Below are 25,246 nucleotides of genomic sequence, written 5' to 3'. Positions count from 1 at the left end.
CACCGAACGGAACGCGGCATTGATGTTCAGGTTCAACATGCGGTCCCATGCGTCCGGATCGCCTTCGACAACCTCGCCGCCCACGTACGCGCCGGCGTTGGCGTGGAAGATGTCGAGGCCGCCGGCAGCATCAAGGATACGAGGCAGCAGGCCCGACACTTCGGCCGGATTCAACAGGTCGACGACGATGGGCAATGCATTGGGACCAAGCTCCGCGCATAGCGTGTCGAGCCGCTCCTTGGCGCGGTCGATCAGCACGACCTTCGCACCGTGAGCAATCAGCTCACGCGCGCAGGCAAGACCGATGCCCGACGCTGCACCGGTAATGGCCGCGACTTTTCCTTTGATGGTGTCAGTCATTCATCTGTCTCCTGGAAATCTGAATTCAGGCGCGACCGTGAGAGACGCGCGATTGCCGGGCAAGCGAATCGACGATGACCGCAATCGCCAATACTGCCCCCGTGATCATGAAACGCAGCGAGGACGACAGATTGAGCAGCGTCAGTCCACTCGCGATCGACTGGATTACGATGATGCCAAGCACCGCCGAGTACGCGCTGCCGCGCCCGCCGAACAGACTGGTCCCGCCGATCACCGCCGCTGCGATCGCGTTGAGGTTGACGTCGCCGGTGCCGGCCTGCTGACTGGCCGACGCGAGGCGCGCTGCCGACAGGACCCCGCCGAGCGCCGCCAGACCGGAGCAGGTCACGAAGGCGCTCATATAGATGCGCTTGACGTTGATCCCCGCGCGTCTGGCGGCTTCCTTGTTGCCGCCGACGGCGTGCATCGAACGGCCCCATCGCGTACGTCTGAGCATGTAGTCCATCACCACCGCAAGCGCCAGGAACAGGCCGAACAGGAGCGGAATGCCGCGTCCCTGGTTCAGATACGCCACCACCACTTCCAGCAGCACGGTAATGACGATGCAGCGCGTCAGCAGACTGCTCATCGACGGCGCCGACAGATTCGATGCCCGGCGGCGTTGGTACGTGCGCATCCCGAGGACCAGCGTCACGACGCCCGGCACGAGCGCAATCACATACGACACGACAGGCGGAAGCACAATCAGCTGCCCGAGGTTAACCATCGCCGAACCATAGGGCAGGTTGATCGAACCGCTGGAACCGAGGACATACAGCTGCAGCCCAAGCAATGCAAGTAATCCGGCCAGCGTTGCGACGAAGCTGGGCATCCCGAGACGGTTGAGCAAGGAGGCATACAGCGCACCGACAACCGTGCCCACGACGATGGCCGCAGCGATCGCCAGTCCCACCGGCCAACCTTCGTTGACCCAGAGCATGCCCATGAGAGCTGAAGCAAAGCCGCTCATCGAACCGACGGACAGGTCGATTTCGCCGACCATCAGCACGCACACGATACCGAGCGAGATGACGCCGATGGTCGAGCAGTCGAAGAGCAGGTTGACAAGATTGTTGGCCGACAGGAAGACCGGGTTCAGGCTCGTAAAAACGGTCCAGATGATGACGAGGCCAACGACGACGGGCAACGAACCGAGATCCCCCGACTTCACCTGATCGACGAACGCGGAGATCGCGCCTCCGATGCCCATGGCGTGTTTGACGCGCACGTCGCTGCGATCCAGCAATGCGGAAGGCTGATCGGGCTTCTGCGGCTTTCCCTGCGGAGTATCCGGAACCTGGTTACCCATGATTAATTCTCCCACTAGGCATTCGTTTGAGCCTGACGCCGGTCGGCGCGGCGCGAGACTGCGTTCTCGGTTGCGCCCGTGATCGCGGCGACGAGCTCCTGATTCGACGAGTCGGGATAGAAGACGCCGTTGTTCTTGCCCAGTCGAAGCACGACGATCCGATCCGCCACGGCGCGCACATCTTCCATGTTGTGGCTGATGATGATCACCGCGTGCCCGCGGTCGCGCACTCGTTCAATGAGGTTCAGGACTTCCGCGGTCTGCGCCACGCCCAGCGCAGCGGTCGGCTCGTCCAGCATGATCAGTTTCGGGTCGAGCAGCAGCGAACGTGCGATGGCCACGGTTTGCCGCTGACCGCCGGATAGCGATGCCACCACATCGCGCACATCGGGAATGCGCGCTGACAGTTCATTCAGAAGGGTCCATGCCCGCATCTCCATCGAAACTTCGTCCAGGCGCATGGGACTCAGTTCACGCCCGAGGAAGATGTTCGCGACCACATCGAGGTTCTCGCACAGCGCGAGATCCTGAAACACCGTGGCAATGCCCAGATCGAGCGCGGCTGCCGGGCTGGCGAGCGTGACTTCCTTGCCGTCGAAGGTGATCGTGCCCGAGCTCGGCTGATGCACGCCCGCCAGCACCTTGATGAGCGTCGATTTGCCGGCGCCGTTGTCGCCCACCAGCGCGACGACTTCGCCGGCATGTACGTCGAGTTCGATGTCCGTCAGGGCCGAGACCGCTCCGAAGTGCTTGGATACGTTGCGCAGCCTAAGCACCAGCTTTCCCGGGACGGGCGGCTTCGTGGAGTTGTCAGTCATGGACCGTACCTCTGCTTGAACGAATGAAAAACCGATGCGGCGCCGGTGTTCGTCCGGCGCGGCGCCGGTTTAATTGGTGATGCCCAGCTTCTTGCAGCCTTCCGCATAACGGTCAGTGCACAAGGTCTTCCCGCTCGCGAAACCCTTGTCGACCACTTCGGCCTTGATGTTCTTCGCCGTGATGACGGTCGGCGTGAAGAGTTGCGTGGGCGTGTTGAAGAGCGTCGTTTCGCCCTTCGCGGCCTGCCCGGACAGGAAGCCGACGGCGACTTTGGCTGCCGCCGCCGCAACGATCTCGCTCGGCTTCAGGATGGTGTTGTACTCGTCGCCGGCAATGATCAGTTGGAGACCCGCGATCGTCGCATCGTTGCCCGTTACCGGCGGCACCGGATTCACGCCAGCCGCCTTGAAGGCCGCGATCGTTCCGCCGGCCGTGCCGTCGTTTGCGGCCACGACGCCCACGATTTGCGACTGAAAGCGCGTGATTTGTCCGCTGACCCATTGCTGCGCCTTCGGCGGCGCCCATTCCGGCGTGTCGTACTCGGCGAGCGTCTTGTAACCGCTCGACGCGAGGCCGGAATGGATGCCCTTCTTGATCAGCCCCGCTGCGGCGTCGGTGGGAGAGCCGTTGACTTCGAGAAGGCCACCCTTGCTGGTCGGCACGCCGGTGTCTTTCAAATGCTGCACGAGAGACTGGGCAATCATGCGGCCGATGCCTTCGTTATCGAACGAGACGTAGTAGTCAGCCGGCGTCGATGGAACCGGACGATCGTAGGCAATCACTTTCACGCCCTGGCTTTGCGCCAGATGAACCAGTGACGCCGCGGCAGTCGAATCCACCGGGTCCAGCACGATCACCTTCGCGCCCTGCGCGATGACCGAGTTGAACTGCTGCTGCTGGGTCGCGACGTCCGCGTTCGCGTTCTGATAGAGCACCTTGCAGTCGGGACACAGCTTGCTCATCGTCGCCTTGAAGCCCGGAAAGTCGTGCTGTTCATATCTGGTGGATGCCTGATCGGGCATAAGGAACGCGACGGTCCCCGAAGGCGCCGCCAGCACCGATCCACTTAGCATCCCTAATGTAATTGCGCTGATGCTGCCGACGATTTTCGAAAGCTTTTTCATTGAGTGTCTCCTTTGTTTATTGGGTGGCGGCGATTGCCGCCATCTGTTGTGACGCCACACTGGGCGCATTAGACCCGCTTGCGGCATTGATTTGCTGGTATGCGCGCCATCTCGAGGGCGACATGCCCTTGAGCATCAGAAACTGCCGGTTGAAGTTCGACAGGTTGTTGAATCCGATCTGATAGCCGATCTCGCTGATACTCAATTCGCCAGACAACAGCAACTGGCACGCAAGGTTGATGCGCAGCCGGTTCACGTACTGCACAAAGGGCACGCCGGTATGGCGGCGGAAGTACCGGGAGAATGCGCTCACGCTTTGGCCCGCCAGTCCTGCCAGGTCGGCTTCGCGAAGTTCCTGGGCCAGGTTCTTGCCAATATACGTCAGCACATGATTGATGCGCGTCTCGGCGTAGCGCGCCGGATCGGCTCGATAGGCGGCGCTTGCCAGCTTGACCGGTTCGCTGCTCTGAAGAAGCAGGCCGAACAGGGATACGAACAGCGCAATGCGCCGCATCCCTTGCGCGTGCAGCATCTCTCGCATGATCGGTTCGGCGGCGGCGCCCGTCTCCGGCGTAAACAACACGCCGCAACGCGATGCTTCGAGCAGCCCGGTCACCTTGCTGAACTCGGGAAAAGCATCGATTGCGCGCAGGACGAATCCGGAATCGAACTGCAGCACCAGACAGCGCTCGTTCACCTGCTCGCCGCGCGGCACATTACTGACCCAGTTGTGCGGCAGATTAGGACCGGTCATTACAAGGTTGCCGGCGGTGAAGTCGCCGATGTAATCGCCGACGAAGTACTTTCCCGTCGTGGCGGTGATGAGATGAAGCTCGTACTCGGGATGAAAGTGCCAGCGGACAGTTCTGTAGGGATAGCCGTGCGACCACACCTTGAACGATTCGTCGCGCGGCACGGCAACCAGTTCGAGGTCGGGCTGGGCAACACGGGCACGACGGCGAGTGCTGCCTTCCGCCGCATCGATCGTGTCGTTCTTCACATCTGTCTCCATGAGCCGCCGTCTGTGCCGACGGACTGTTCGGTCTTCTCACCGCCTTCCATGGATCGAAGGATAGTCGTTGCCGCAAAATTTCACTACACGCGATAGGACGATTTTCTGATGGTTTTTTGCATTCGGGTAAGCCCTATTGATCCTTTCGAGCCAAAATCTGTGCACTGCAGCAGTTTCTGCGGGCAGTGCGCGCAGCGCACCGTGCCAAGAGGCGCCGCATGGTCGAATTTTAGGAAGAGTGTCCTCGCGTCCCGCGCGGTAGCTCGTTCCGCTCGAGTTCAGAGGCCGGCCGTCCCGTGTTGTGGCGCAGGAGTGATCATGCTGGCCATGGGCCGTATCCGTGCTGTGCAGTTGTGCGGTGTGCCCGAGTTGCCGCAATTGGTGGGATACCAGCCCAGTCGTCGCGTGCGGTCTGGTTGGCGGTGAAAGGTGCATTGCAGGAGCTGCATCGGCATCGGTCAAGAAGCAGATGTTGCCAGCGGAATGGGCAACGGCATACAGCGCACACTTGGCTTGATGGAGAGTGTGCGGAGGGCGAGGCAAGTGAGGCTGCTCCAACGAATGGCCGTTATAGTCGATGCGACGTATGGGGCGCGCAGCAATGGACGACCGAGGTGCGGACGTTCGACCGCGACCTCCGATCATTGACGGAGCGGCGTCTAATATCGAAAACACTTCGAGGCTATAACGTGACCGACTCCGAGATATACGTAATCCAGTGCATTACAAATGGGCCTGGTCAGGCTTTATTGATCCCAATGACGTCCGAGAAATGATGGGCGACTTTCTGGAGCCGGACTGCGATGTCGCTCGATCAGAAGCCTTCGTTGAGTCGGAATCCCAGCGCAAGGCCGCCGCAGAAGCGTCATGGCCGTCGGAGACAGATTGTGATCGACTGGGCCGTGTGTTCGATCGGCTTGACGAAGAGGGGATCTGCGCCCTGTCGAAGGCCGGATACACAACTTTAGACGGCCACTCGGACGTTTCAGAAGCAGTGCGGGAGGCTCCGAAGCGACGCTACTATGGGTACTGCTTTTATCATGGACAGGATATTGAAAGGGCTTTGGATGGACACGGCCTCATGATCGCTTTTGGCGACTTCGTCGACGACAAGGACCGCAGTGCAGCAGTGGGCTGCCGAGTTTAGAGACCCTTTCGCTGGCTGGGTTCGGAGTGTCTGGGGAGGAGACTGGCGTTGGTTGGGCCCCCGATCACATCGCTCGGGCGTGGGATGTGTTGATGAAGCGTCTCGGATATAGCCACTACGTCTCTCAGGGTGGCGATTGGGGCTCGGTGGTGGCCGATGCAATGGGGCGTCAGGCACCGGCGGGGCTTATCGGCAGGGCGTTCAGCCGGGTCTCCGCTTTACGCCAGTCGTAGTCGGTTCCCCAGTAGTGCACCAGTGCCTGGATCTTGGCTTCCTGCACGCCTTGGGTCTGATCCGCGACGGTCTCCTTGTCGGGCCACCGGGTCGCCGCGATGCGGCGTCGGAGGTCGACAAGTGTTTCGTCCGGCACATGGATGTGGAACGGTCGGATCGAGTCGTCTTCAGCCGCAGTGCTCGGAATCGCGGAAGGTTGATCCGCGGGCACGACGGCATGGGCGTTACCCGGGCCGGCAGCCAGGAGCAGGCCGAGTACAACTGCGGCTGAAGCAGTGGGCGATCTGTGCCGGGATTGCTTCGTGGAAAATAAGGACATCGGGATACTCCTTGAAAATCGATGCGCGCCTTCATGGTGTCCACCGCTACGCGCGCCGTTTCCCTATCGGATCGTTACCGCACACACTCGCGCGAACGTGTCTATGCGCCGTGAACGGTTGTTTTGTTCGCGCTGTAACGGAGTGCGGGCGTACTGGTCGAGAGTTCGGAGAACATCGCCGCGCGCGCCGCTTCAAAGGCATCCCATTTAGCGCCGTCATGCAGCGCCGGAATCGTCACGAGTTCATTCCGGTCGAAGCCGCTGAGCGCCGCGTCAACCATGTCGCCCGCGGACATGACAATGGCCGGGTCGAGGTTCTCGAGCGGCAAGCCTCCGGTCTGCCAGAAATCGGTGGCCGTGGCGCCGGGCAGCACCGCCTGCACCTTCACGCCTTTACTGGCAAGCTCGTGATGCAGCGACTGGCTGAACGCCAGCACGAAGGCCTTCGTGCCGCCATACACGCCATTCAGGCGCTCCGGCGCGATGCCCACGATCGACGAGATGTTGATGATCGCGCCCTTGCCGCGCGAGACGAAACCCGGCACCGCGGCGTACGTAAGGCGGGTAAGTGCGGTGACGTTCAGATCGATCATCCGTGTCATGGCGTCGACATCGCTATCGAGCAATGGCGTATGCGTGCCGACGCCCGCGTTATTCACGAGCAGCGTGATGCTCGCGTCTTCGGTGAGCTTCGCTTCGACCGTGGCGCGTGAAGTCGGATCATTAAGATCGGCGTCGATGATCTCGACGGGCCGGCCCGTTTCGTTGGCAATGCGCTCGGCAAGACTCAAGAGCCGGCCGCGACTGCGCGCAACGAGGATGAGATCGTAGCCACGTTCTGCGAGCCGCTCGGCATAGACCGCGCCGATGCCCGTGGATGCACCCGTAACGAGCGCGGTGCCTTGATATGTTTGCGTCATGATAGGGACTCCTGGTGGGGTTGTTCGGTTATTGCATGAGACGATTGTCGTCATGATTGACGCCGACGTAAATGACGTATAAGGTCGTGATTCAGGACATCGCCTTGCAACCGATGTTTTATCTGACGAACAGCGGACGGCAGACATGCACCGGATCGGATATTTGTTGAGCGATGGCTTCCAGGTGATGGCGCTCGCGTCGCAATCGGTTTTCGAGTACGCGAACGTTGCGACCGGCGAAAGCTTCTACAGCATCGAGAATTTCTCAGTGGCTGGTGGCGAAGTACGCTCCTCGCTTGGCATGTCGGTGGTCACGCGCCCGCTTGCCGCGCGCGCCGCAATAGACACGTGGATCGCTGCGGGTGTCAACGCACCACTCAACTCGCCGCCGCCACGCGAAATGGTCGCGTTCCTGCGCAAGGCGGCTACGCGCGCACGACGCATCGCAGGCATTTGCACGGGCGCCTTCGTGCTGGCTGACGCAGGGTTACTCGCGAACCGGCGCGCGACGACGCATTGGGCCCACGCGCGTGAGATGATGGTTCGGTTTCCTGACATCCACGTCGAGGAAGATCGCATCTACATCATCGATGGACCCATCTGGACGTCGGCGGGCATGACCGCGGGGCTCGACCTTGCGCTCGGGATGGTCGAGAAGGATCTCGGCGCCGATATAGCGCGTTCGGTCGCGCGCAAGCTCGTCATGCACCAGCGGCGCACGGGCGGCCAGTCGCAGCATTCGGAAATGCTCGATCTGGCGCCCAAGTCCGACCGCATTCAGGACGCGCTGAACTATGCGCGCAAGAACCTGAGTCGGCCGCTCACCGTCGAAGAACTCGCGAGTACCGCACATCTCAGCCCCCGGCAGTTCAGCCGGGTGTTCACAGTTGAGACAGGACAATCGCCCGCTAAGGCAATCGAAGGATTGCGGCTGGAAGCCGCACGGTTGATGATCGAGAAGAGCCGGCACTCGCTGGAAGTGATCGCGAAAGAGACGGGGTTTCGCGACCGGCGGCATATGCGCGAAGCTTTCATGCGCGGCTTTGGCCTGCCGCCGCAGGAAGTACGACGTGAAGCTCGCGCCGGTGACCGGATCGGGGTCTAGGCCAGTGGAACGCGCGGTCACCTGTGCCGGCAATAATTTGATTGTGTCGACCTCAGGCACGACGATGGTTTTACAAGTAACCCTATTCGTGCGGTCGAACCGCTCCCTTCTATGCCAACACTAAGTTCGAGATTGCCCCCGGCAGGCGTGTACTTCGCTGCATTGGACAACAGGTTGCCGAGCACCTGGCTGAGCCGGACGTGGTCTGCCCGGACATAGACTGGTTCGTCGAGGCCCACGACGGTGAGGGTGTGCTTGCGCGCTTCGACGTGGTGCCTGATTGCGGCCGTCGCATCGAAAGCAATGTCGTTCAGCGAGGTATCGCTAAGCCTGATAGCCAGCTTGCCATGCTGAAGCCGCGCAGCGTCGAGGAGGTCGTCGACAACTGTTCTCAAATGTCGCATCTGTCGTTGCGCGATATCAAGAACTTCAACTGCTCGCTGATTATCAGCACATAGGCGCTGGGCGGCACCGATAGCACTGTCGATAGGGGCCATCGGATTTCGCAGTTCGTGCCCCAACATCGCGATGAACTCGTTATATCGGCGGTCGCTTTCCTCACTTGCATCGCGGGCATTTACGATGGTGAGCGACGACGCGGCAAACAGCGCGAGGTTAGACAGTAGCCTTACGTCTTCGAGGTCGAACCTGCAATCGTCCGTGTGTGACATGACCCATATCGCGCCAAGGTCGCGTCCGGCGACGCTGACGGGCACAACGATGCCTTCCGGGACCTTTAAGCCTGCAAATCTCAGACATGGAAACTGAGCTTGCGGGTCAACAAAAAACCGAGGCTTACCTGTCAGCAACGCCACCGCGCATGGGCATTCGTCCCAGGCGGTCGTCTTCCCTCGAAGGTCAGCACATAGCCCCGATACGGCAAGCCATCGAAAGAAACGCTCACTGCGGCGGTGGCGGTGGAACACCTCGACAGGTCTGTTCTTCGCATCGAGGACATAGAAGCGTTCCCTGCTGGACGGGACGGAGTGTGATTTCATATTTCAATGCGAAGACGTGAGCAGGAAGCCGATCGCCTCCCGCCACCAGGTTTCGTCGGCGCGCCCAATCCAGTCGTTATGATCAGCCGCCTTCACCACCACCAGTCGTCTCGGTTCGGCCAGCGAGTTGTAGAGCGCTTCACCGAAGCGCGGGGGGACGATGCTGTCGCGTTCCGCAACCACGACGAGAACAGGGCGGCCGAATGACGCCAGGAGGGTCACGCTGTCGTATTGGTCACGCAGCAGCCACTTCACGGCCAGCCACGGATAGTGATAAGCGGCGACGTGCTCGAGCCGATCCCATGGCGTGATGAGCAGCAAGCCAGCGGTCTTGTTGCGTTCACGCGAGCCGGCCGCAGCCGCCACGCCGGCCCCGAGCGATTCGCCGATGAGCAGCAGCGGCGCGCCATAGAGGCGATGCGCGAGCGCGATGGTCTGTTGCGCGTCAGCGACCAGGCTCTCTTCGCCCAACGTGCCGTCGCGCGGCCCGTAGCCTGGATATTCGGCGAGGATCACGCGCAGCCCCAGCCGGGTGAGCGCTGCGGCGTAGGACGAACGGTGTCCAGCATGCCCCGCATTACCATGAAAGACGATGGCGGTGGCGCGCGCGGATCCGGCCGGTTCGGCCAACAGGCCCCGGAACGCCTCAGGTGTCGGCCAGGCGCGAAGTCCGTCGGAAACGACGTCCCCGGTCGCAGCCTTCTCAGGGAAGTAGAGAAAACGATCCTGCAAGATGGCGACTCCTGTGAACACAATCAGGCACGCAACGGTGAGACGCAGCATCAACCTGTTGAGTTTCATGGCCTTGAGCCCGATCGATCGACCCGTTCTGTAGCGCAGCCAGTTTAGCGCGCACGGCGTCGCCGTTTACCTCCGCGCCTGTCGCCGCGAGCCTCGAGCCGACGGCGCTGGGAGGGACGGCTCCAAGGCAACAGGCAGTTGGCAGCGACGCCCCGCGTGTGCACGGCGAACCTTGGACCAGCCTTGTGCATCATACTTCAGTGACTCACGCCACCGAAAGCATCGACATCGTTGCCGACCTTGCACACGCGCGGTTGACCTGCAGCGCGCCTGTCGCCGCTGCCCGCGACGCCGGCCGCCCGCTCGTGGCGCTGGAATCGACCATCATCGCCCACGGCATGCCCTACCCGGACAACATTCGCACTGCGCGAAGTGGAGGCCCTGATTCGCGAGAAGGGAGTCGAACCCGCGACTATTGCGCTGATCGGTGGGCGAATCCACATCGGCCTTTCGGACGACGAACTGGAACTGCTCGCCGGCTCAGACGAGGTACACAAGGTCAGCCGCCGCGAGCTGCCGGCCGTGCTGGCCGGCGGCGGGCTCGGCGCCACGACAGTGGCCGGCACGATAATATGTGCCGCGCTGGCCGGCATTGAGGTCTTTTTCACCGGAGGCATCGGCGGCGTGCACCGGGGCGCGCAGGAAACCCTCACCTAAGCCTACAAAAGAGGAACAAATCGATACACCAGACTGACGTTTCAGCGCATCAGGGGTGGGTCAGTTTTAGATGCAAAACGTGGGGGGCAGTTTCCAGCGCAAATCAACATGCCGCGTCGTTGCGAACTGGCGTTGAGCGACTTGCGCGGAATCGTGACGTGGATGCGATTTTCGTATCGTGCACGAGCTTGCGCATTGCCGGGTTGATTCCCGAGCTCCAGGCGGCGATCGGCAAGCCGGTGATATCGAGCAACAACTACGCGATGGCCTGACACGCGTCGCGGCTCGCCGGCGTGGGAGATTGCGAGCTTCATCTTGGGAGGCTGTTTGCGCTGTGACGTTGTACCTTGAAATGCGATGAAGCGCGGCGGGGCGACAGAGCGGCGATCGACGCCGCAGTACCGAGAGGACGTTCAACGGCACTAGGATTTGTTGCGCACTATCGATTACAGGGCCTGGGCATGGCTGCTTTCATTGTGCAAGCATAGACGCCCTTTAAATTTCCCCAGGTCACTTCTGATCATCGGAACGGCGGGCACCGAGTGCCTCGAGCAACGGCCGGAGGGCATCCAGTTCCGCGCCGAAGCCGCTCCAGTCTCCCGCCTTCAGTCGCTCGATGGCGCGGTCATAGTGGGCAAGTGCCTCGCGTGCCCGCGCGTCCGGCGCGTTCGTTGTGCCTGGGGTGGCGATGCCGCTTGCGCGGTCTCCTTGAACAGCGCCGCCAAGGCTTCACCCAACGTGTCCTCCATGACCACACGGTCACCATAGGCGGCAATCACCCGCTTCAACTCCGGCAACTGACCGGACGCCGCGCGCAAATAGAGCGGAGAAACGTAGAGGATCGAGTTCTCGATTGGCACGACCACGAGATGACCGCGAATGACGCGTGAGCCCATCTGGTTCCACAGCGAGATCTGCTGCGAGATCCCGGTATTCTGCTGAATACGCGCTTCGATCTGAAACGGCCCATAGACCAGCTTGTCCTTGGGAAACGTATAGACGATGAGCTTGCCGTATCCGGACGGATCGCAACGCGCCGCCAGCCAGGCGATCATGTTCTCCCGCTGGCTCGGCACCATCGGCAGCATGAGGATGAACTCGGCGCGTGCGTCGCCGGGCAGCCGCATGATTGTGTAGTAAGGCGGCATCGTGCTGGCTGCGCTCCCGCCATCCATTCCGATCAGTTCCCGGGGAAACTGCCACAGATCCTCGCGGTTGTAGAAGACCTCCGGCGCAACCATATGATAAGCACGGTAGAGCTGCGCCTGGATCAGGAACAGATCTTCGGGGTAGCGGATATGCTGCCGAAGCTCCGGTGGCATCGCGTCTAAAGGCTTGAACAAACCCGGGAAGATGCGCTCGTATGTGCGCAGGAGCGGATCGACGGGATCGCTGACGTAGAAATCGACCGTGCCGTTGTACGCGTCGACCACGACCTTGACCGCGTTGCGGATGTAATTGGCGCCGTCGCCGAAACCCGGCCGGGAGTAAGGAAACCACTGGCTGACGGTGTAGGCGTCCTGGATCCAGAACAGGCGCCCATTGCTTGCGACGACATAGGGGTCCTGGTCGAGACTCAGGAACGGCGCGATCGTACGCACACGGTCCTGAATGTTGCGGTGAAGCAGGATCCGGCTCTGGTCTGTGATATAGCCGCTCAGCAGGATGTTGGGATCGTCGAGCTGCCAGGAGAAGAGACCGCGTCGTGCCACACTGTCGACGGAGACGCCGTCGCGCCCGCTATACGTCGTGTAGGTATTGTCCGCCCCTTTGGGATAGTCGAATTCAGCTACATTGCCGTTCACGATGACGTAGTCCTGCCGGCCTTCACTGAAATAGAGACGTGGTTCGCGAATGGCCGGGCCGCCGTTGGAGACGGGCGGAATATCCCGGAGATAGAAGGAGGGTAAGCCTTCGGTGGATTTCTCGGTGACCGGCGACATCACGACGCCGATGCCGTGAGTGAAGATGAGGTGCAGGTTCACCCAGGTTTGGGCGTTGGGCGGAAGCATCGCCGGGTCCAGCTCACGCGCCGACAGCACCACCTGCCTGTATCCGGTGTCAAGCTGATAGCGGTCGATGTCCACCGAGAGAAATTTGTAGTAAGTCCTGATCTCCTGCAACTGTGCGTAGGTATCCATCAGCGGTTGCACATCCCATAGCCGGATGTTGTCGATGGTCGCCCGATTGGCCTGCAGCGAGTCGAGAGTCAGTCCCTGCCTGGCCTCAAACGGTTTAACCTCAATCTTTGCGAGGCCGTAAGCCTGTCGCGTCAGCGCGATAGTGTGCTCGATATAGGGTGTTTCCAGTCTCAGTTCGCTCGGCTTGACGTAGAAGCGCTGGAACAGCGACGGATAGATCACAGCGAACACAAACGCGCTGCCGAATACGAGCAGCGCGAGAACGGCAGGCAGCCGGTAGCTCCGCCGGCGCATGTTGATCCAAAGGGCGACGGATGAGGCCGCGGCAAGACCGACAAGCATCCACAGGACCGGCAACTCGACGTGGACATCGGTATAGCTGGCGCCGACCACGACGCCGTTGTCGCCATAGAGCAGCAGAAAGCGGTCGAGCCACCACGACCAGGCCTTCACCGCAAAGAACAAGCCGAGCAGTGCCGAACCATGAGTGATGGCGGCGGGCGAGAGCGTTCGCGGTGGCCGTTCCAGCGCGATGTCACCGCGCAACCCGTAGACAGCACCTGCCACGATCGCGCTGCAGAAGTGCAGTCGCAGCAGCCAGTTCTTGAGCGCGATATACGCGGGGAGCGAGAAGAGATAAAAGCTGATGTCCCTCTCGAAGATTGGATCGCGCTCGCCAACCGGCACCTGATAAATGAAGCGAAGCGCGATGTCCCAGCTGGAGATTTCGCTGGCGGCGATCACCAGCCCAAAGACGACCGCGGCGCAGGCAATACTGGAGCGCCAGGGAATGCGCGGCGCGACCAGTTCGGCCAGATCGCCGGTGACTTCCGTCGCACCCGATGGACCGGCTGCTTCCACTCGCCAGGTATCGACGCCCCTTGCGTAACGATGCGCCAAAATCCCCGACAGCCATATCGCGCCTGCCGAGACTGCGAACACGGCGGCAAACAGCAGCGCTCTCGCGTCAAGGATGGTCCAGAAAACTCCGGCATAGCCGATCGAAAAGAACCACAGCCAGTCGACCAGGATGCGGGTGATGCGTCCGACGACAATCAGCCCGGCGATGACGGCCATCGCCGTGATTGCATAACGTCTCAGGCGCACGTCGGACTTCACTCCCGACCGCATAGTCCCTCCTGTGCTGGCCATCGCCCATGCCCTGCTGCGAGCGGATCAATCGCGCACTGCCGATCGGCCTGGTGCGCGGCTGAACAGCCTGTCAACGCAGCCCGGATGGTCCACGCATAGCCGCCCCATGACCTGTGCGACGCGAGTTTGGATGAAGCGGATTCAGACCGGTTGACTGATTGTAGTTCGGTGTGGCTATTGATATCGGCGCCGCGCGTAAACGGCCACTCGTCCAAGGCAGGATGCAACGGACCCCGCATGACCGCTAAGGCCGAAGAGCGACAAGCAACTATGCGTAAGCAAACGGCAGTTCTACTTCGATACCGCCAGTTCGCTTTACCCGATCCGTCGCCGGCATTGATAACCGGCACGCGTCGTCACGACGCCCCGCGGCCCTGATGGATGGTGTCGCCCTGCATCAAACGCCGGGCGATGTCCGCTGTCTGCAGCACCCCGCGTTCGGTCGGTGAATGGGCGGCGAGATAGCGGGCGACCGCAATCAGGACGTGCCTGCCCTCGCCAGTATTACCCCATGCGGTGAACTGCGCGACTCCGGCCTCCAGCATCTGATACGCATGGAAGCCAGCATCTTCGCGCAGCACGGCAAGCGCAAGCGTGGCGATCAGCGCCTGTGGCGAATGGCCGAGCGTGAGATGTCGCGCCACCAGCCTTGCGGCAAGATCAACCTGTCGCTGCCTGTCGAAGGCATCGAGCAACGCTGCGCGGATCGTCTCCACATCGGCAGGGAGGTCGTCGAGTTGCTCGCTGTCCTCACCTGGGATGCGGGCTGGCGGCACATTCAGATAGCGGGCAAGGTAGAGCGCCATGGCTCCGTGCATTATGGCGCGCACGGCCGTGACGTATCCGTCGATGTCGGCGGTCCCGATCCGGCGGCTGAGCATCTGGTGGACCGCGTTAGCGTAGGTGAAGACGTGGTGCGCGGTGTCCCAGTCGGCGTGCTCGTTGGCATTGCCGAAGCGGGCCACCCGCAGCGCCGCTCCGTAAGCGAGCGATCGTCCCAGGTCCGCACGAGTTGCGCCTGAGCGGATCGCCGCCTTCAGCGCATCAATTATCTTCGCTGGATCGTCTCCGAGCAGCTCTCGCGCGAGCGCCGCGTGGTGCGACCATCCACGCAAGGTGCGCGCGGCAGCGAACAGTTCCGGCATCTGGCTGGCTGCTTCCTCACATAGCGCAACAAGATCAACGGGCTGGCGCCAGGCGGTCGATTCCTCCGCGCCACGGGCGGCCACCATCTGCCCGACGATAGTGGGCAGCAAAGCTGGCGCGTGCTCCCAACCGATCAGGTCGAGGCACTCGAAGGCCTTGTTGATGAAGTCGAGCGAATGACCGGTGTCGGCAAACGCCCTTTCGGTCGCGGCCGAGAGCAGGGCATCGGCAAGCATCGCTGGCGAGACGCCGGCCGCAATCGCCGTCAGCAGGGTGCGCTCGGCCGCTTCGCGATGGCGCACACTTGTCCAAAGACGCAGCCAGCGCTTGAGTGCGGCCGGCTCGGGCCGGCTTCCAAGCGGTGCACGTTCCCGCCGCGGCGCCTCGCCGGCACAGTCCGCCGCTACGCGGCGCGCACCGTGAAACAGGGCAAGGTAGGCTTCGTCCTGTGGCAAGAAAGGCAAGAGATTGGCCAGCGCCGTCAGTATCGTGAGACCGACGCCCCAGCCGTCGCGGTTCTGCGCCCCAAACAGCGTTACCTGCCGCGCAATCCCGGCCATCGGCACCTTGGCCGTGAGCTGACCCTGCACGGCCTTGGCGATGACAAGATCGAGGTCATGTGCGAGGCCGTCCGCAAGCCGCTGAGTCCAGTGCGCCGCGGGATCGCGATGACCGAAGCTGGTCGTTACCCAAACGTCGCCATTGCGTACCTCGACCGCGCAGATGGGTATATCGTCCGCCCACAGATCGAAGGTGCAGCCGCTTTCAAGATCGAAGCGGGCGTGGTGCCAATGACAGGTCAAAATGCCGTCCTCGACGCTCCCGCGCTCGAGCGGGAAGCCCATGTGCGGGCAACGATTGTCGAGGGCGAAGACACGCCCGCGGTCGTAGATGACGAGGATCGGACGATGACCACCCTGCACAACCCGCCGCCCCTCCGCCTTCAGCTCTTCAAGGCTGCCCACGAGCACGAATTCCTCGCTCGGTGCATCCATGCGCACACCTCCTGCACGCGTCCCTTCAGGGACATGGTAGATGCCGGCGATGTCGTGTCAAGTTCTCGGGTAAAACACGGTCTACCGCCGGGGTTTGGCTTAGCGGGTCAGTTTGCGCCTTTCGGATATCGGCTTTGATCAGCGATCGTTCGAGGTGTGCGTCAGACCGTGGGCGGCCAGTTTTTGCCAACCGGACTGCGCATGAGCGGCCGTTGGCGACTTCACCCAATCGGCCACGAAGCGACGTTCGGCACGGCAACCGCTGGGACGTTCGAGCGGCGGCTTGGGGGTCTGTTAGCTGCCCTTGACTGCGCGGCTTTGAGCGGCGGCAGTGGTCGATGGGAATTGTTGCGTGCCGTGCGTTGCATCGGGAGCACATCCTGCGCGATCACAAAACATATAGCCGTCACGTCACTACCGCAGCCGCGCCTATTAGTTCGCTTGAGTAAGGAAGGAATCGAAGCAGCCCCCTCGTGAATGGCACTCTCGGATGTTGCCCGAATCCATCGTCAATAGGGGATTCTTGATGGCTAGCCTCGCCGCTGGAGGTTGAAGCCGCCTCCTCGCAGGAACGTCAAGAAAGCTTGAATGGCCTGCGCGGCTTCATCAGCTTGATCGGACGGTGGATTGCTCATGGCGGAAAGCAAGATGTTGTGAAGCTTCGTTGCTTCGTAACCCGCCACGCGGCACGGGCGCAATGAGATCGTCGCGATGCCTTCTCCATTGGTCATTTTGAGCCCCTCAGCATTCCAGCCGTGTTCGGCGGCTACTGAGAGCAGCAGGGTTAAAAGCCCTCCGTTGATCGCGAACTCGTTGTCGGATCGGAGTAGCAGCCAGGTGACTCCTGCCAAGTCTGCGTTCAGATATACCGAGCTGCTTTCCTTAACGGAAGCGGAGGGCTTCGGAAGAGCTTCGTCGCGCCGTCGCATCACACCGGCGGACTTGAACGTCGCGCACCATGTTTCGAGCGACTTTTCGACCCGGCGACAGATATCTACCGACGTATCGAAGTCGAAGTTTTCGTCGGAAACCAGCAGCATGTTCGCGATGTTTTCCTCCCACTCAGTCTGCGAGTATCCAGCATGTTTTGCGGTCAGTAATTTGACTGCGCAAGCATATCCTGCCTTAGCGGCTAACTTGTCGCTCAAAACAGGCAATATGAATTGGACCTGATATTGAAGCTCAGCGCGAAAATATTCGGCCTCTTTTAACCGAGCGAGGGTGGCCTTTAGTTCATCAGTGACGGGTAGCTGGTCACGTGGATCAGCTTGTTTTCTTGTGGAATCCGGTTGCCCAACAGGACTAGAGACACGAGAAGGCTTTTTATACGGCAACTCGATCCCGAGGCTTTCGCAAAAAGCTTTTGCCTTACCGTCAAAGCCCGTACCGGCTCGTATCTTGTCAATTTCAGCCTTTGAAGAGGAGGCCGCAATACTCGCTACATATAAGGACTCGTAGTTTGGCGTCTCAAACCGCTCGCGGATGAAAATAAGCTGTGCGATTTCGACACACTTCACTGGCGAGAGCGGGCCGGAACCACATGTTTCGCACCACCGCATGAACATGGCGAGTTCAACGGCGTAATTATCCAGCATCTGCTGTATCTCGCTTTTTTTCTGGGGTGGCCTGAACATTATTTTCCTCAGTTGCGTCTTGAACGACCCAGCTCGACCCCTGTGGCGAGGTCATCGCAAATTAACACGGAATGGGTGCGGGCAATGTCTGACCCCGCACGTTAGCGCCTAACGTGCGCCCTATGGGCGGCGCAATCTAGCTGGCTTTTACCCCAGCCGACAATTGACTACGATTGTCGATGCTAACAGCCGCTGTGGGCCGGCTGCTGAAGTTCGCGGGCGGCGACGGACACGCTGAGCGGCGACCGGCATCAATTTCCGGGTCCGGCCAGATCCGGTCATTGGCGTGCCGGGTCGACCGGCCAGTGGAACGTTCGTTCCCGCCCCATAGCGGACAGAAATTCACCAGCTTCCTCGCCAACTTTGAAATCGGTGTAGGACATGGCAGATTCGATGCGCTGCTAGGACCATGCTTTTATCTGATCCCGACTTCGCGAAGGAATAGGGCTATTTCATCGTTGATTCGAATGGCTCGTCGAAGCGCTTCGAGATCTATCCGGCTTTCCAATTCTTGGGCAGCCATGCCCTTTTTATACTCCGGCCATGCTCTTTTTAGTGATTCCATGCTTGCCGCAGTTGTGGCCGGCCGCCTAGTCTCGCACCCTTCCAGATGTCGTAGGAGCATCGCTTCGTGACACGGGATTTGCCATACCAAAGTGATTCCTTCTTTGGCCGCGAGTGCAAGGCACCTCCCGTCTCGCTCAGGACTAAGTCGCCGCAGATCTGAGTCCAGAAAGATGAACCGTCGTAGAAACGGTTCGCGACCCTTGGCCTTCTCAGCTCGAATGGCTTTAAGTGCGGATTCGACGATTGCAAGCGGGTCCCCGCCATTCAGCACCCGCGCTACCAGATGAACTGCAGATCGTGGATCAAGCAGTCGTTGAACCACGGCGACGTAGCTCTGCTCGCTTTCGCCCTCGCATCCGATAAAAACGCGGCTGCGTTGCGGCTTAAGATTTCGACGGCTCATCCGATTGTCGGCACTGCGCCATATGTTCCACTCATATACTTCCGGTAAAAGTTGTCAACGCGGCGCACCCCGGCAATCTCGCGGAGGCCGTAGACCGAGGTCGCGCCGGCGCGATCCTTTTCACAAAAGAAAATCTCCTCCTTAAATAGGTCTTCGAGTAGCGATGCGTTTTGACAACTCATCCAAAGCTGGGCACCGTGCGGGTTGCTTTTCGACGAGTAGAACCAGCGCAATATCTCGGGTAAGACATGCGGGTGAATCGCGGTGTCCATTTCATCGAGAATTGCAATTCCGCCCGAATCGAGCGCTCCCCTGATCCAAGGATAAATCTGAAGGAACTGCCGAGTGCCGTGACTCTCAAGGTTCAAGGGAATAGCCTTAGATAGACCTTCATGCTCGAAAGCCGCAACTGGCCCTGCCGGTCCCAGTTGTATCGTCATTGAGCGAATACCTAAGTCGATCCTCTTCAAATCGTTGTTAACGGCGGCCAGCACTTGTGGATTAGCCTGGTAATAACGAAGCATCGCTGCCTCATCGACAACTGCTTTCTCCATAAACATGTTACTGAAGATTTGACCCGCAGCCCTTCTGAACATTTGCGACGGCCCGTGGTCAAGCTGTGCGAGCGTCGACACAACGCTCGCGTTATCGCGCAGGATGCTTTTCAGCACCGCTCGGTGTTTCGAAACGTGAAACTCTTTACCGACTGCAACTTCACCGGTTGGACCACGCTCAAACAGACGCGTCTTCCGCTTTGTCATTGTGGGCCAGTAATGCAAAGACTCAGTCAAAACGACCCGTCTCCCTTCCTTCCTCGTAAGCAGAAGTTCGTAGTTATAACGACAGCATCTGCCGTGATCAAAGGAGGAATTCTCCAGAATTGCTTCTGGCCCCGGAAATGAGATATTGAATCGCGTTGGCCTGTCCTCGTATGCGCGATCCCCAAACGTTTCGCAATGAAGTGACGCATCAGGCGAAAGTTGGAAGCTGTCCTTTACGAAGGCGGCCAGAAACCATAGCGCTCGAAGAACCGTCGACTTGCCGGAGGCGTTCGGGCCGAAAAAAGCTGCGACTTTCGAAACACCAAAGGCCGCACCCGGCCAAGCGGGCGCAACACGGTCGGAATCATCGACTGCTGCCCCTACGGTGAGGTCGATGCGCTGAGGATCGCGCAGCGACATGAAGTTCTCAATCTCCAGATCCAGAATCACAGTCACCTCTCATGCCCTTTTCGACAAAAATTTGTCGACCTTCTGCCATAATAGACGAAAAGGGATTTGCAAACCTAATTTCGGCGCGCACTGCTGGGCGACCGATCAGGGTAGAGCGGAATCGACCGAGCCCCATGCGATTCGAGTCACCGGCGATGCTGGCGATGGTGTGAGAAAAATGTGGGCCGCGCGCCCTTCATCCTCGACATTGATGAAGATACACGGCCGGCGAAGAACGACCAGTAGTCGTCGCCCGGGTAAAAGATAGCGGCCATTCTGACGGCGGGTTGGCCACGATACCTGCCGTTGAGCTGACGACGTGTTGAACGGCCAGAGAGGGTCGACTTCTGCCTGCCAGATCGAGCAGCATTCTTCCCCGTCGGTACGTATTCCGCGAGAGGCCGGGCCCGGCCAACCGGCGACGATCGCCTCTCGCTAACATGCTTTATTTTCCGTTTTCTGAAGTCCCCCCTTATTGACATCCGCACAACCCAATTGGCAAGCTTCCACCCATCCTCGATGGAGGACATTAATGAGCTCTCGAGACGCGATACCAATCGCGACTCGGATGAGTCTCGTGGCCGACGCGCGCTAGCGCTTGCGCCATTGCCAAGGTCAACTACCCGGAAAATATTTCTAAAGTTCGCCAAACCCCTGCCGTTATCGTTATCGAGCGCTTGTTTCGATTGCGTCACGGCAATTCTTTTGCCGATGCACGCGTTGGCGCAACTACAAAACCTATAACGACCGAGGGGTTTCTCAGTGAGAGGAATAGGAAAAGCGGGGCCGCTTTGGCTCGCAACGATCACCGTTTTCGCGTTGTCCGGATGTGCTAATCCAGGCGGGTTCCAGCAGACCAGCGGGACGCCGACGGATCCGGAGAAAACCGCAGACTTGAATGTGTTCGAGAGCACATTTGCAAACCCCGACCCATGTGCGAATAGTAACCGGAACATTGGCATCGCAGTCGGTGTCGGGCTTGGTGCTGTTCTAGGCGCAGTCATCGCCAACAAAAACAAGGTTGCGGCCGCGGCGATCGCCGGCGCCGCGGGCGGCCTGGCCGGTGGCCTCATTGGACATGCGGTCGATAGCCGGCGTTGCGCAGTGTCGAAAATCGCTGCCAAGCACGACCTCACCTACACGGCGACCGCGCTCGAAGCGCGTGCTCCGGATACCGGCAAGACCGAACAGGTCGGCAGTTCCTTCACGATCGTCGACACCGCGCGACACGTCCAATTCGAAACAGGCTCGGCCGAATTGACGCCGGAGGCGGCGGTCTATTTCGCTGAGATTGCCGAGCAATATCGCACATCCAGTCGAGTAGCCGAGGCGTCGAGCGCGGCCGACAAAGCAGCTGCGGCTCAAACGAAAATCCTGCTCATCGGCCATACGGACGACACCGGCAGCTCAGAACTGAACGCGGAGCTGTCGGAGCGCCGCGCTCGAGCCGTCGCGCGGCTGTTCGCGGACCACGGCATTGCACGAGAGAACGTGTTCTATCAGGGCGCCGGCGAGACGTTGCCGATTGCCGATAATCACACGGCAGAGGGGCGCTCAGCTAACCGTCGAGTCGAGATCGTCGATCTCAGCGGCGCCAGGGCCGATATTCTGCAAAGCTACGCAAGCAGCCGCGTACCTAAATACCAGTACTACCGCGCGGTGACTGCTCAGTCCGATCAGGCTGCCGCGGGAGTGGCGCCTTCAACATCTGGTAACGCGACGACCAAAGCAGCCCGTCGCACAGCTACCAAAAATCGCGCTGCGACCGAGACCGCAGTGGCCGGCCCCGCGCCCGCCCGCGCAGCATCGGCCCCGGTGTCGGCGAACACGACAGCCGCATCGAACTCCGCGCCTGCGACGCCAGTTGCATCCACTCGTTCAACGTCGTCCGACGGCATCGATTTCGGCTGGCATGAGGCGCTCCCCGCGACGCTTGGCCTCCAGTTTGCAGCATTGCCGGCATCGTCCTCGACACTCTCGTTCCTCTCTTCGGCGGTAGCCGATGAGGCACCGGTGGCGAAGAGTTGCGTGAACGACCGGCCGCGCGTTTCGCGAGCAATGAAGTCCGTTGCTGATGACCGCGCGGTGCCCGTGCGCGATCACTTGCCAAATCTGTATGGAAGCAGCTGGGGCGCCGCGCTTAACGGACAGTATCTCGCGCTCAAGGATGTCTCCGTCCTTCGCAATGGGGCGACCGCAGGGGCAAAGCCGACGCTGCTCGTATGGAAAGACTTTGACCGGAGCGCTGGCCCGAACGGCTCGCCGCAAGTGACCTTGTCTCCCGATGTGAACGCCTACGCGGTGAAGGGCGGCGTCTTGTATCGGGTCTTCGTGAAGAACAGCGGCGTGTTCGACTGCGCCGACATCATCTTCTCGAACGGCAAGGCGACGTCCGGTGAGCTCGTGCGCCGCAAGAGCAGTCAGTATTTCACGGTGAATTACGTGCCGGTCATCGCACGCACCTAACAAGAGGGTAATAGCGAACATGATGGATTTCATTCACGCCAATTTGGGCCCGGCTATCTGGTGCGTCGTCGTGGTGCTGCTTGCAGTGGGCGCATTTTCTTTCCGCTCGACGCTCGAGTTCTGGCTGAATCACTGGAAGTACACGTTCCCTGTTCTCGGGAAGACAGCGCGTCTGTCGCGCCACGGTATTCACGGTAAGGACGGTTGGACTGATTCCGAGCGTACGCTGTGCGGCGACTACAACAAGTTCATTTCGTATCTGTCGAAAGCCGAGTTCAGCAAGCGCAATGAATATCTCGCGAAGTCGGACGACAGCGGACGCTCGCCGACGCCGTTGTGGCTTCTCACGCTACTGAGCGTACTTGTTATCGCTGAGGGTCTTGGGTTTTCATATCTGCTGGGCAGCTGGATGGCCCGTGATGGCAGCGCGAATACGCACACCTTGTTGATGGTGGCTATCGTGTTCGTGCTGTGCGTGATCATGGTGTTTTTGACGCACGTTGCGGGGCATCAGCTCTATCGTTCGAATCTCGTTGCACGATGCCGGAAGCAATGGAAGCAGGACAAATCGCAGGAGCGCTTTTCGAGCCGCAAGGTCAAACTCGACGACGATCAGTCCGTCGATGATGCCGAGCCGGACTACACGCAGGTTGCCAATCGCGTCGGCACGAGTCACAGCTATTTCATGGTGGCGTTGACCGTTGCGGTCATTATCGTGATTGCAGGGACGTCGACGTGGATGCGCTGGAGTAACCTCAACGCGGAACAGACGCGTGAAGCGATGGGCGTGAGCCAGGGCGCTGACGCCGGTAATCCGTTCGCGACGGCTAACGCGATGCCGGCTGAACTCGTCGCCAGTCAGAAAGCGGCCGACGATCGTGCGAAAGCAGAGGAATCGTCGTCGACTCGAAGCGAAGGTGCTGCGGCCTTTATCACGCTGGCTGTGATTTTTGTGGTCACGCAGATCGTGGGCATCTTTGGTGGCTTTGCGTGGGGGTTCGGTGGACGAGAAAGTCTCGCCGCGTGGAAGACGACGAAAGGCTTCAAGACGTTCGAGGACTACAACAACTACTACGCACCGTTCCGAGCTATCGCGCAGTCGCAGCTGGAGAACCTTCAGAAGCGGATGGCTGAGAACGCGGATATCTCGGGGAAGACCTTCTCGAAGACGTTCCGGGACTATGTGCTGGAGCATCGGAATTTCACGGATCTGGAAAGCGGGTTGGTTCGTTCGACAACTGCGGCGACGGTAGTCGTCGATACGCCGGCGCCTCAGGTGACGGCACGGCAAGCAGCATCCGTAAGCGTTGCGACCGATGCGCCCGCGAAGGTTGTCGCGGTACCTGCCGCAGCGTCTGACGATGTGTCGGCGACCGCGAGCATTGATGCGCTAGTCGCGAAGATCGAAGCTGAGTCTGATGTGGCAGGCAAGAAGGAACTGATTTACGGCCTCGATGAGTCGGTGCGAACTGAGGTGGTCAATGCGATCAAGCTTCGGAAAGAGCGCGCTGAGAAAGCTAAGCTCGCGCTCGAATCCGAACTCGATGATCTTTTCAAGCCTTGATTCAAGCAAATGATTAAACATCTCACTCACGTAGTCGCGGCAGCGTGTTTGGCCGCGATTGCGGTATCGGCACAAGCCGGCGTCACGAACGATATTCCGAGTTGCTACGCGGCCAATCACATCAAGCCGGTAGCGGGCGGTGTCGATCACGAGCTTTTCATCGCCATCGATCAAACGACGGTTTTCGATGAGAGGTTGCAGGCCCAGATTGCGGAGATGGCCGGTAAGGCCATTAGGCCCGCAGGCGCCTATACGCTGTTCGATTTTTCGGCTTTCTCGCAAGGGCATTACACGGAGGTCGTGACGCGCGGCGTCATCGAGTCGCCGATCCCTGAGAAGTCGCGGGACGATATCAGTGAACGCGCGTTGCGTAGCTTCGATGCGTGTATGACGGGGCAGTCTGCTTACGCGAAGAAGGCGTTGCTTACGTCGATCGTGCGTGTCGAGTCGCTGGCCACGAATGATCTCGCAAAGTCGGACATTCTGGCTGCGTTGAGGGATATCAGCGATAAGGTTCGGGCTTCGCCCGCGTCCGATAGGATCGTATTGCTCGCGTCGGATATGCTTGAGAACAGTTCGGTATCGAGTTTTTATTCGCACAATGCCGTTCGCCGTATTGATCCTCAGGTGGAGATGAAGAAGGCGACGGCCGCGGGTTTGATTGGTGATTTCGGCGGCGCGCGCGTTTATGTGATTGGCGCGGGCTTGCTGGCCGGGGATGCGAAGGTTAATAATGTTTACCGTGATCCGCAGACAATGAGTGCGTTGAAGGAGTTCTGGACGCTTTATTTCCAGAAGTCGAATGCGTCGATTGGGGAGTTTGGGGCGCCGGCGTTATTGGGGGCGGTGGGGTATTGAGGGGGCGGATGCGGGTATGGTGCTTCTATTTTGTTAGGCGCTTGTGCCGCTAGAGTTTGCGCGATCGACGTGCGGGTGAACTTCAGCAAGTGTGGGGCGAGCGATCTGGAAGCGTTCGAACGTAATGTGACGAGTGGCCTCTCTTCGGCCTCACGGACATTGGCGTTTTATGTCATCACACCCAGTCGAGGGACTGCTTTCGGAAAACTTGGAGGGCTGGTGTCGGCCCACAAGCAATGGGATGGACTCCTCCTCACCCGACTGAGACGTGGCGCATGATTGACGACATGTTCGGCCGGTCAAC

At 60.2% G+C, this 25,246-nt stretch carries 19 protein-coding genes and 3 pseudogenes; 7 read left to right on the top strand and 15 right to left on the bottom strand.

From position 1 onward, the window contains the following. The 5 genes from AB6809_RS34970 to AB6809_RS34950 all read right to left on the bottom strand — a co-directional run. Positions 1-360 (bottom strand): SDR family oxidoreductase (locus AB6809_RS34970; RefSeq protein WP_371028405.1); only part of this gene is annotated, 360 nt, incomplete at its 3' end. 25 nt (positions 361-385) lie between these two features. Further along, positions 386-1,606, bottom strand: a complete 1,221-nt coding sequence (locus AB6809_RS34965; protein WP_371028404.1) for a sugar ABC transporter permease — start codon at positions 1,604-1,606, stop codon at positions 386-388. A 77-nt stretch (positions 1,607-1,683) separates the two neighbouring features. Then, entirely contained in the window at positions 1,684-2,487 is an 804-nt protein-coding gene (locus AB6809_RS34960; protein WP_371028403.1) for an ATP-binding cassette domain-containing protein, read from the bottom strand. Positions 2,488-2,556: 69 nt separating this feature from the next. Further along, positions 2,557-3,612 (bottom strand): sugar ABC transporter substrate-binding protein, encoded by a 1,056-nt coding sequence (locus AB6809_RS34955; RefSeq protein WP_371028402.1) that lies wholly within the window; start codon positions 3,610-3,612, stop codon positions 2,557-2,559. A gap of 16 nt (positions 3,613-3,628) precedes the next feature. Next, positions 3,629-4,612: an AraC family transcriptional regulator gene (locus AB6809_RS34950; RefSeq protein ID WP_371028401.1), complete on the bottom strand. Its 984-nt coding sequence runs from the start codon at positions 4,610-4,612 to the stop codon at positions 3,629-3,631. 730 nt (positions 4,613-5,342) lie between these two features. Here AB6809_RS34950 and AB6809_RS34945 point away from each other — a divergent pair. Together AB6809_RS34945 and AB6809_RS34940 are read left to right on the top strand one after the other, a co-directional pair. Beyond that, on the top strand, positions 5,343-5,771 hold the full coding sequence (locus AB6809_RS34945; protein WP_371028400.1) for a hypothetical protein: 429 nt from the start codon (positions 5,343-5,345) through the stop codon (positions 5,769-5,771). Positions 5,772-5,779: 8 nt separating this feature from the next. Beyond that, positions 5,780-5,965: pseudogene (locus tag AB6809_RS34940) on the top strand (epoxide hydrolase); the annotation flags it as partial. Here the strand turns inward: AB6809_RS34940 and AB6809_RS34935 are convergent. After that, on the bottom strand, positions 5,941-6,324 hold the full coding sequence (locus AB6809_RS34935; protein ID WP_371028399.1) for an epoxide hydrolase N-terminal domain-containing protein: 384 nt from the start codon (positions 6,322-6,324) through the stop codon (positions 5,941-5,943). The pseudogene AB6809_RS34940 and the gene AB6809_RS34935 sit on opposite strands and share 25 nt — an antisense overlap. Positions 6,325-6,425: 101 nt before the next feature. Continuing rightward, positions 6,426-7,244, bottom strand: a complete 819-nt coding sequence (locus AB6809_RS34930; RefSeq protein WP_371028398.1) for an SDR family NAD(P)-dependent oxidoreductase — start codon at positions 7,242-7,244, stop codon at positions 6,426-6,428. Between the two features lie 145 nt (positions 7,245-7,389). Here AB6809_RS34930 and AB6809_RS34925 point away from each other — a divergent pair, with 145 nt between their 5' ends. Next, on the top strand, positions 7,390-8,349 hold the full coding sequence (locus AB6809_RS34925; RefSeq protein ID WP_371028397.1) for a GlxA family transcriptional regulator: 960 nt from the start codon (positions 7,390-7,392) through the stop codon (positions 8,347-8,349). Between the two features lie 17 nt (positions 8,350-8,366). Here AB6809_RS34925 and AB6809_RS34920 read toward each other — a convergent pair whose 3' ends face one another. Together AB6809_RS34920 and AB6809_RS34915 are read right to left on the bottom strand one after the other, a co-directional pair. After that, positions 8,367-9,347 carry a histidine kinase dimerization/phospho-acceptor domain-containing protein gene (locus tag AB6809_RS34920; RefSeq protein ID WP_371028396.1) on the bottom strand — a complete coding sequence of 327 codons (981 nt, stop codon included), beginning with the start codon at positions 9,345-9,347 and terminating at the stop codon, positions 8,367-8,369. 3 nt (positions 9,348-9,350) lie between these two features. Further along, the gene (locus tag AB6809_RS34915) at positions 9,351-10,148 is read right to left on the bottom strand and encodes an alpha/beta hydrolase (protein ID WP_371028395.1); all 798 of its coding nucleotides are present in this window, start codon (positions 10,146-10,148) and stop codon (positions 9,351-9,353) included. A gap of 227 nt (positions 10,149-10,375) precedes the next feature. Between AB6809_RS34915 and AB6809_RS34910 the strand changes: the two are divergent. Then, positions 10,376-10,796, top strand: a pseudogene (locus tag AB6809_RS34910) (pseudouridine-5'-phosphate glycosidase); the annotation flags it as partial. A 519-nt stretch (positions 10,797-11,315) separates the two neighbouring features. Here the strand turns inward: AB6809_RS34910 and AB6809_RS34905 are convergent. The 6 genes and pseudogenes from AB6809_RS34905 to AB6809_RS34880 form a co-directional block, all read right to left on the bottom strand. Next, positions 11,316-14,077, bottom strand: a pseudogene (locus AB6809_RS34905) (UPF0182 family protein). Between the two features lie 377 nt (positions 14,078-14,454). Then, on the bottom strand, positions 14,455-16,239 hold the full coding sequence (locus tag AB6809_RS34900) for a Rieske 2Fe-2S domain-containing protein (RefSeq protein WP_371028394.1): 1,785 nt from the start codon (positions 16,237-16,239) through the stop codon (positions 14,455-14,457). 530 nt (positions 16,240-16,769) lie between these two features. Continuing rightward, positions 16,770-17,873, bottom strand: a complete 1,104-nt coding sequence (locus AB6809_RS34895) for a hypothetical protein (protein WP_371028393.1) — start codon at positions 17,871-17,873, stop codon at positions 16,770-16,772. Between the two features lie 415 nt (positions 17,874-18,288). Then, positions 18,289-18,843, bottom strand: coding sequence for an RloB domain-containing protein (locus AB6809_RS34890; protein ID WP_371028392.1), 555 nt, complete (start codon positions 18,841-18,843; stop codon positions 18,289-18,291). Beyond that, positions 18,840-20,054, bottom strand: coding sequence for an ATP/GTP-binding protein (locus tag AB6809_RS34885; protein WP_371028391.1), 1,215 nt, complete (start codon positions 20,052-20,054; stop codon positions 18,840-18,842). The genes AB6809_RS34890 and AB6809_RS34885 overlap by 4 nt, the downstream gene beginning before the upstream one ends. A 990-nt stretch (positions 20,055-21,044) precedes the next feature. Then, positions 21,045-21,443 carry a hypothetical protein gene (locus AB6809_RS34880; protein ID WP_371028407.1) on the bottom strand — a complete coding sequence of 133 codons (399 nt, stop codon included), beginning with the start codon at positions 21,441-21,443 and terminating at the stop codon, positions 21,045-21,047. Here AB6809_RS34880 and AB6809_RS34875 point away from each other — a divergent pair. The 3 genes from AB6809_RS34875 to AB6809_RS34865 are packed head-to-tail and all read left to right on the top strand — an operon-like array spanning position 21,345 to position 24,942. Next, positions 21,345-22,520: an OmpA family protein gene (locus AB6809_RS34875; protein WP_371028406.1), complete on the top strand. Its 1,176-nt coding sequence runs from the start codon at positions 21,345-21,347 to the stop codon at positions 22,518-22,520. The genes AB6809_RS34880 and AB6809_RS34875 overlap by 99 nt on opposite strands. Before the next feature lie 19 nt (positions 22,521-22,539). Next, positions 22,540-24,084: a hypothetical protein gene (locus tag AB6809_RS34870; RefSeq protein ID WP_371028390.1), complete on the top strand. Its 1,545-nt coding sequence runs from the start codon at positions 22,540-22,542 to the stop codon at positions 24,082-24,084. Positions 24,085-24,093: 9 nt separating this feature from the next. Continuing rightward, positions 24,094-24,942 carry a hypothetical protein gene (locus tag AB6809_RS34865; protein ID WP_371028389.1) on the top strand — a complete coding sequence of 283 codons (849 nt, stop codon included), beginning with the start codon at positions 24,094-24,096 and terminating at the stop codon, positions 24,940-24,942. Positions 24,943-25,246 lie beyond the last annotated feature (304 nt).

Origin of the sequence: Paraburkholderia sp. RCC_158, from assembly GCF_041355255.1 — a bacterium.
Classification (GTDB): domain Bacteria; phylum Pseudomonadota; class Gammaproteobacteria; order Burkholderiales; family Burkholderiaceae; genus Paraburkholderia; species Paraburkholderia graminis.
Note: the sequence above shows the minus strand (reverse complement) of the source record. Positions and strands in the feature narration are given on the sequence as shown.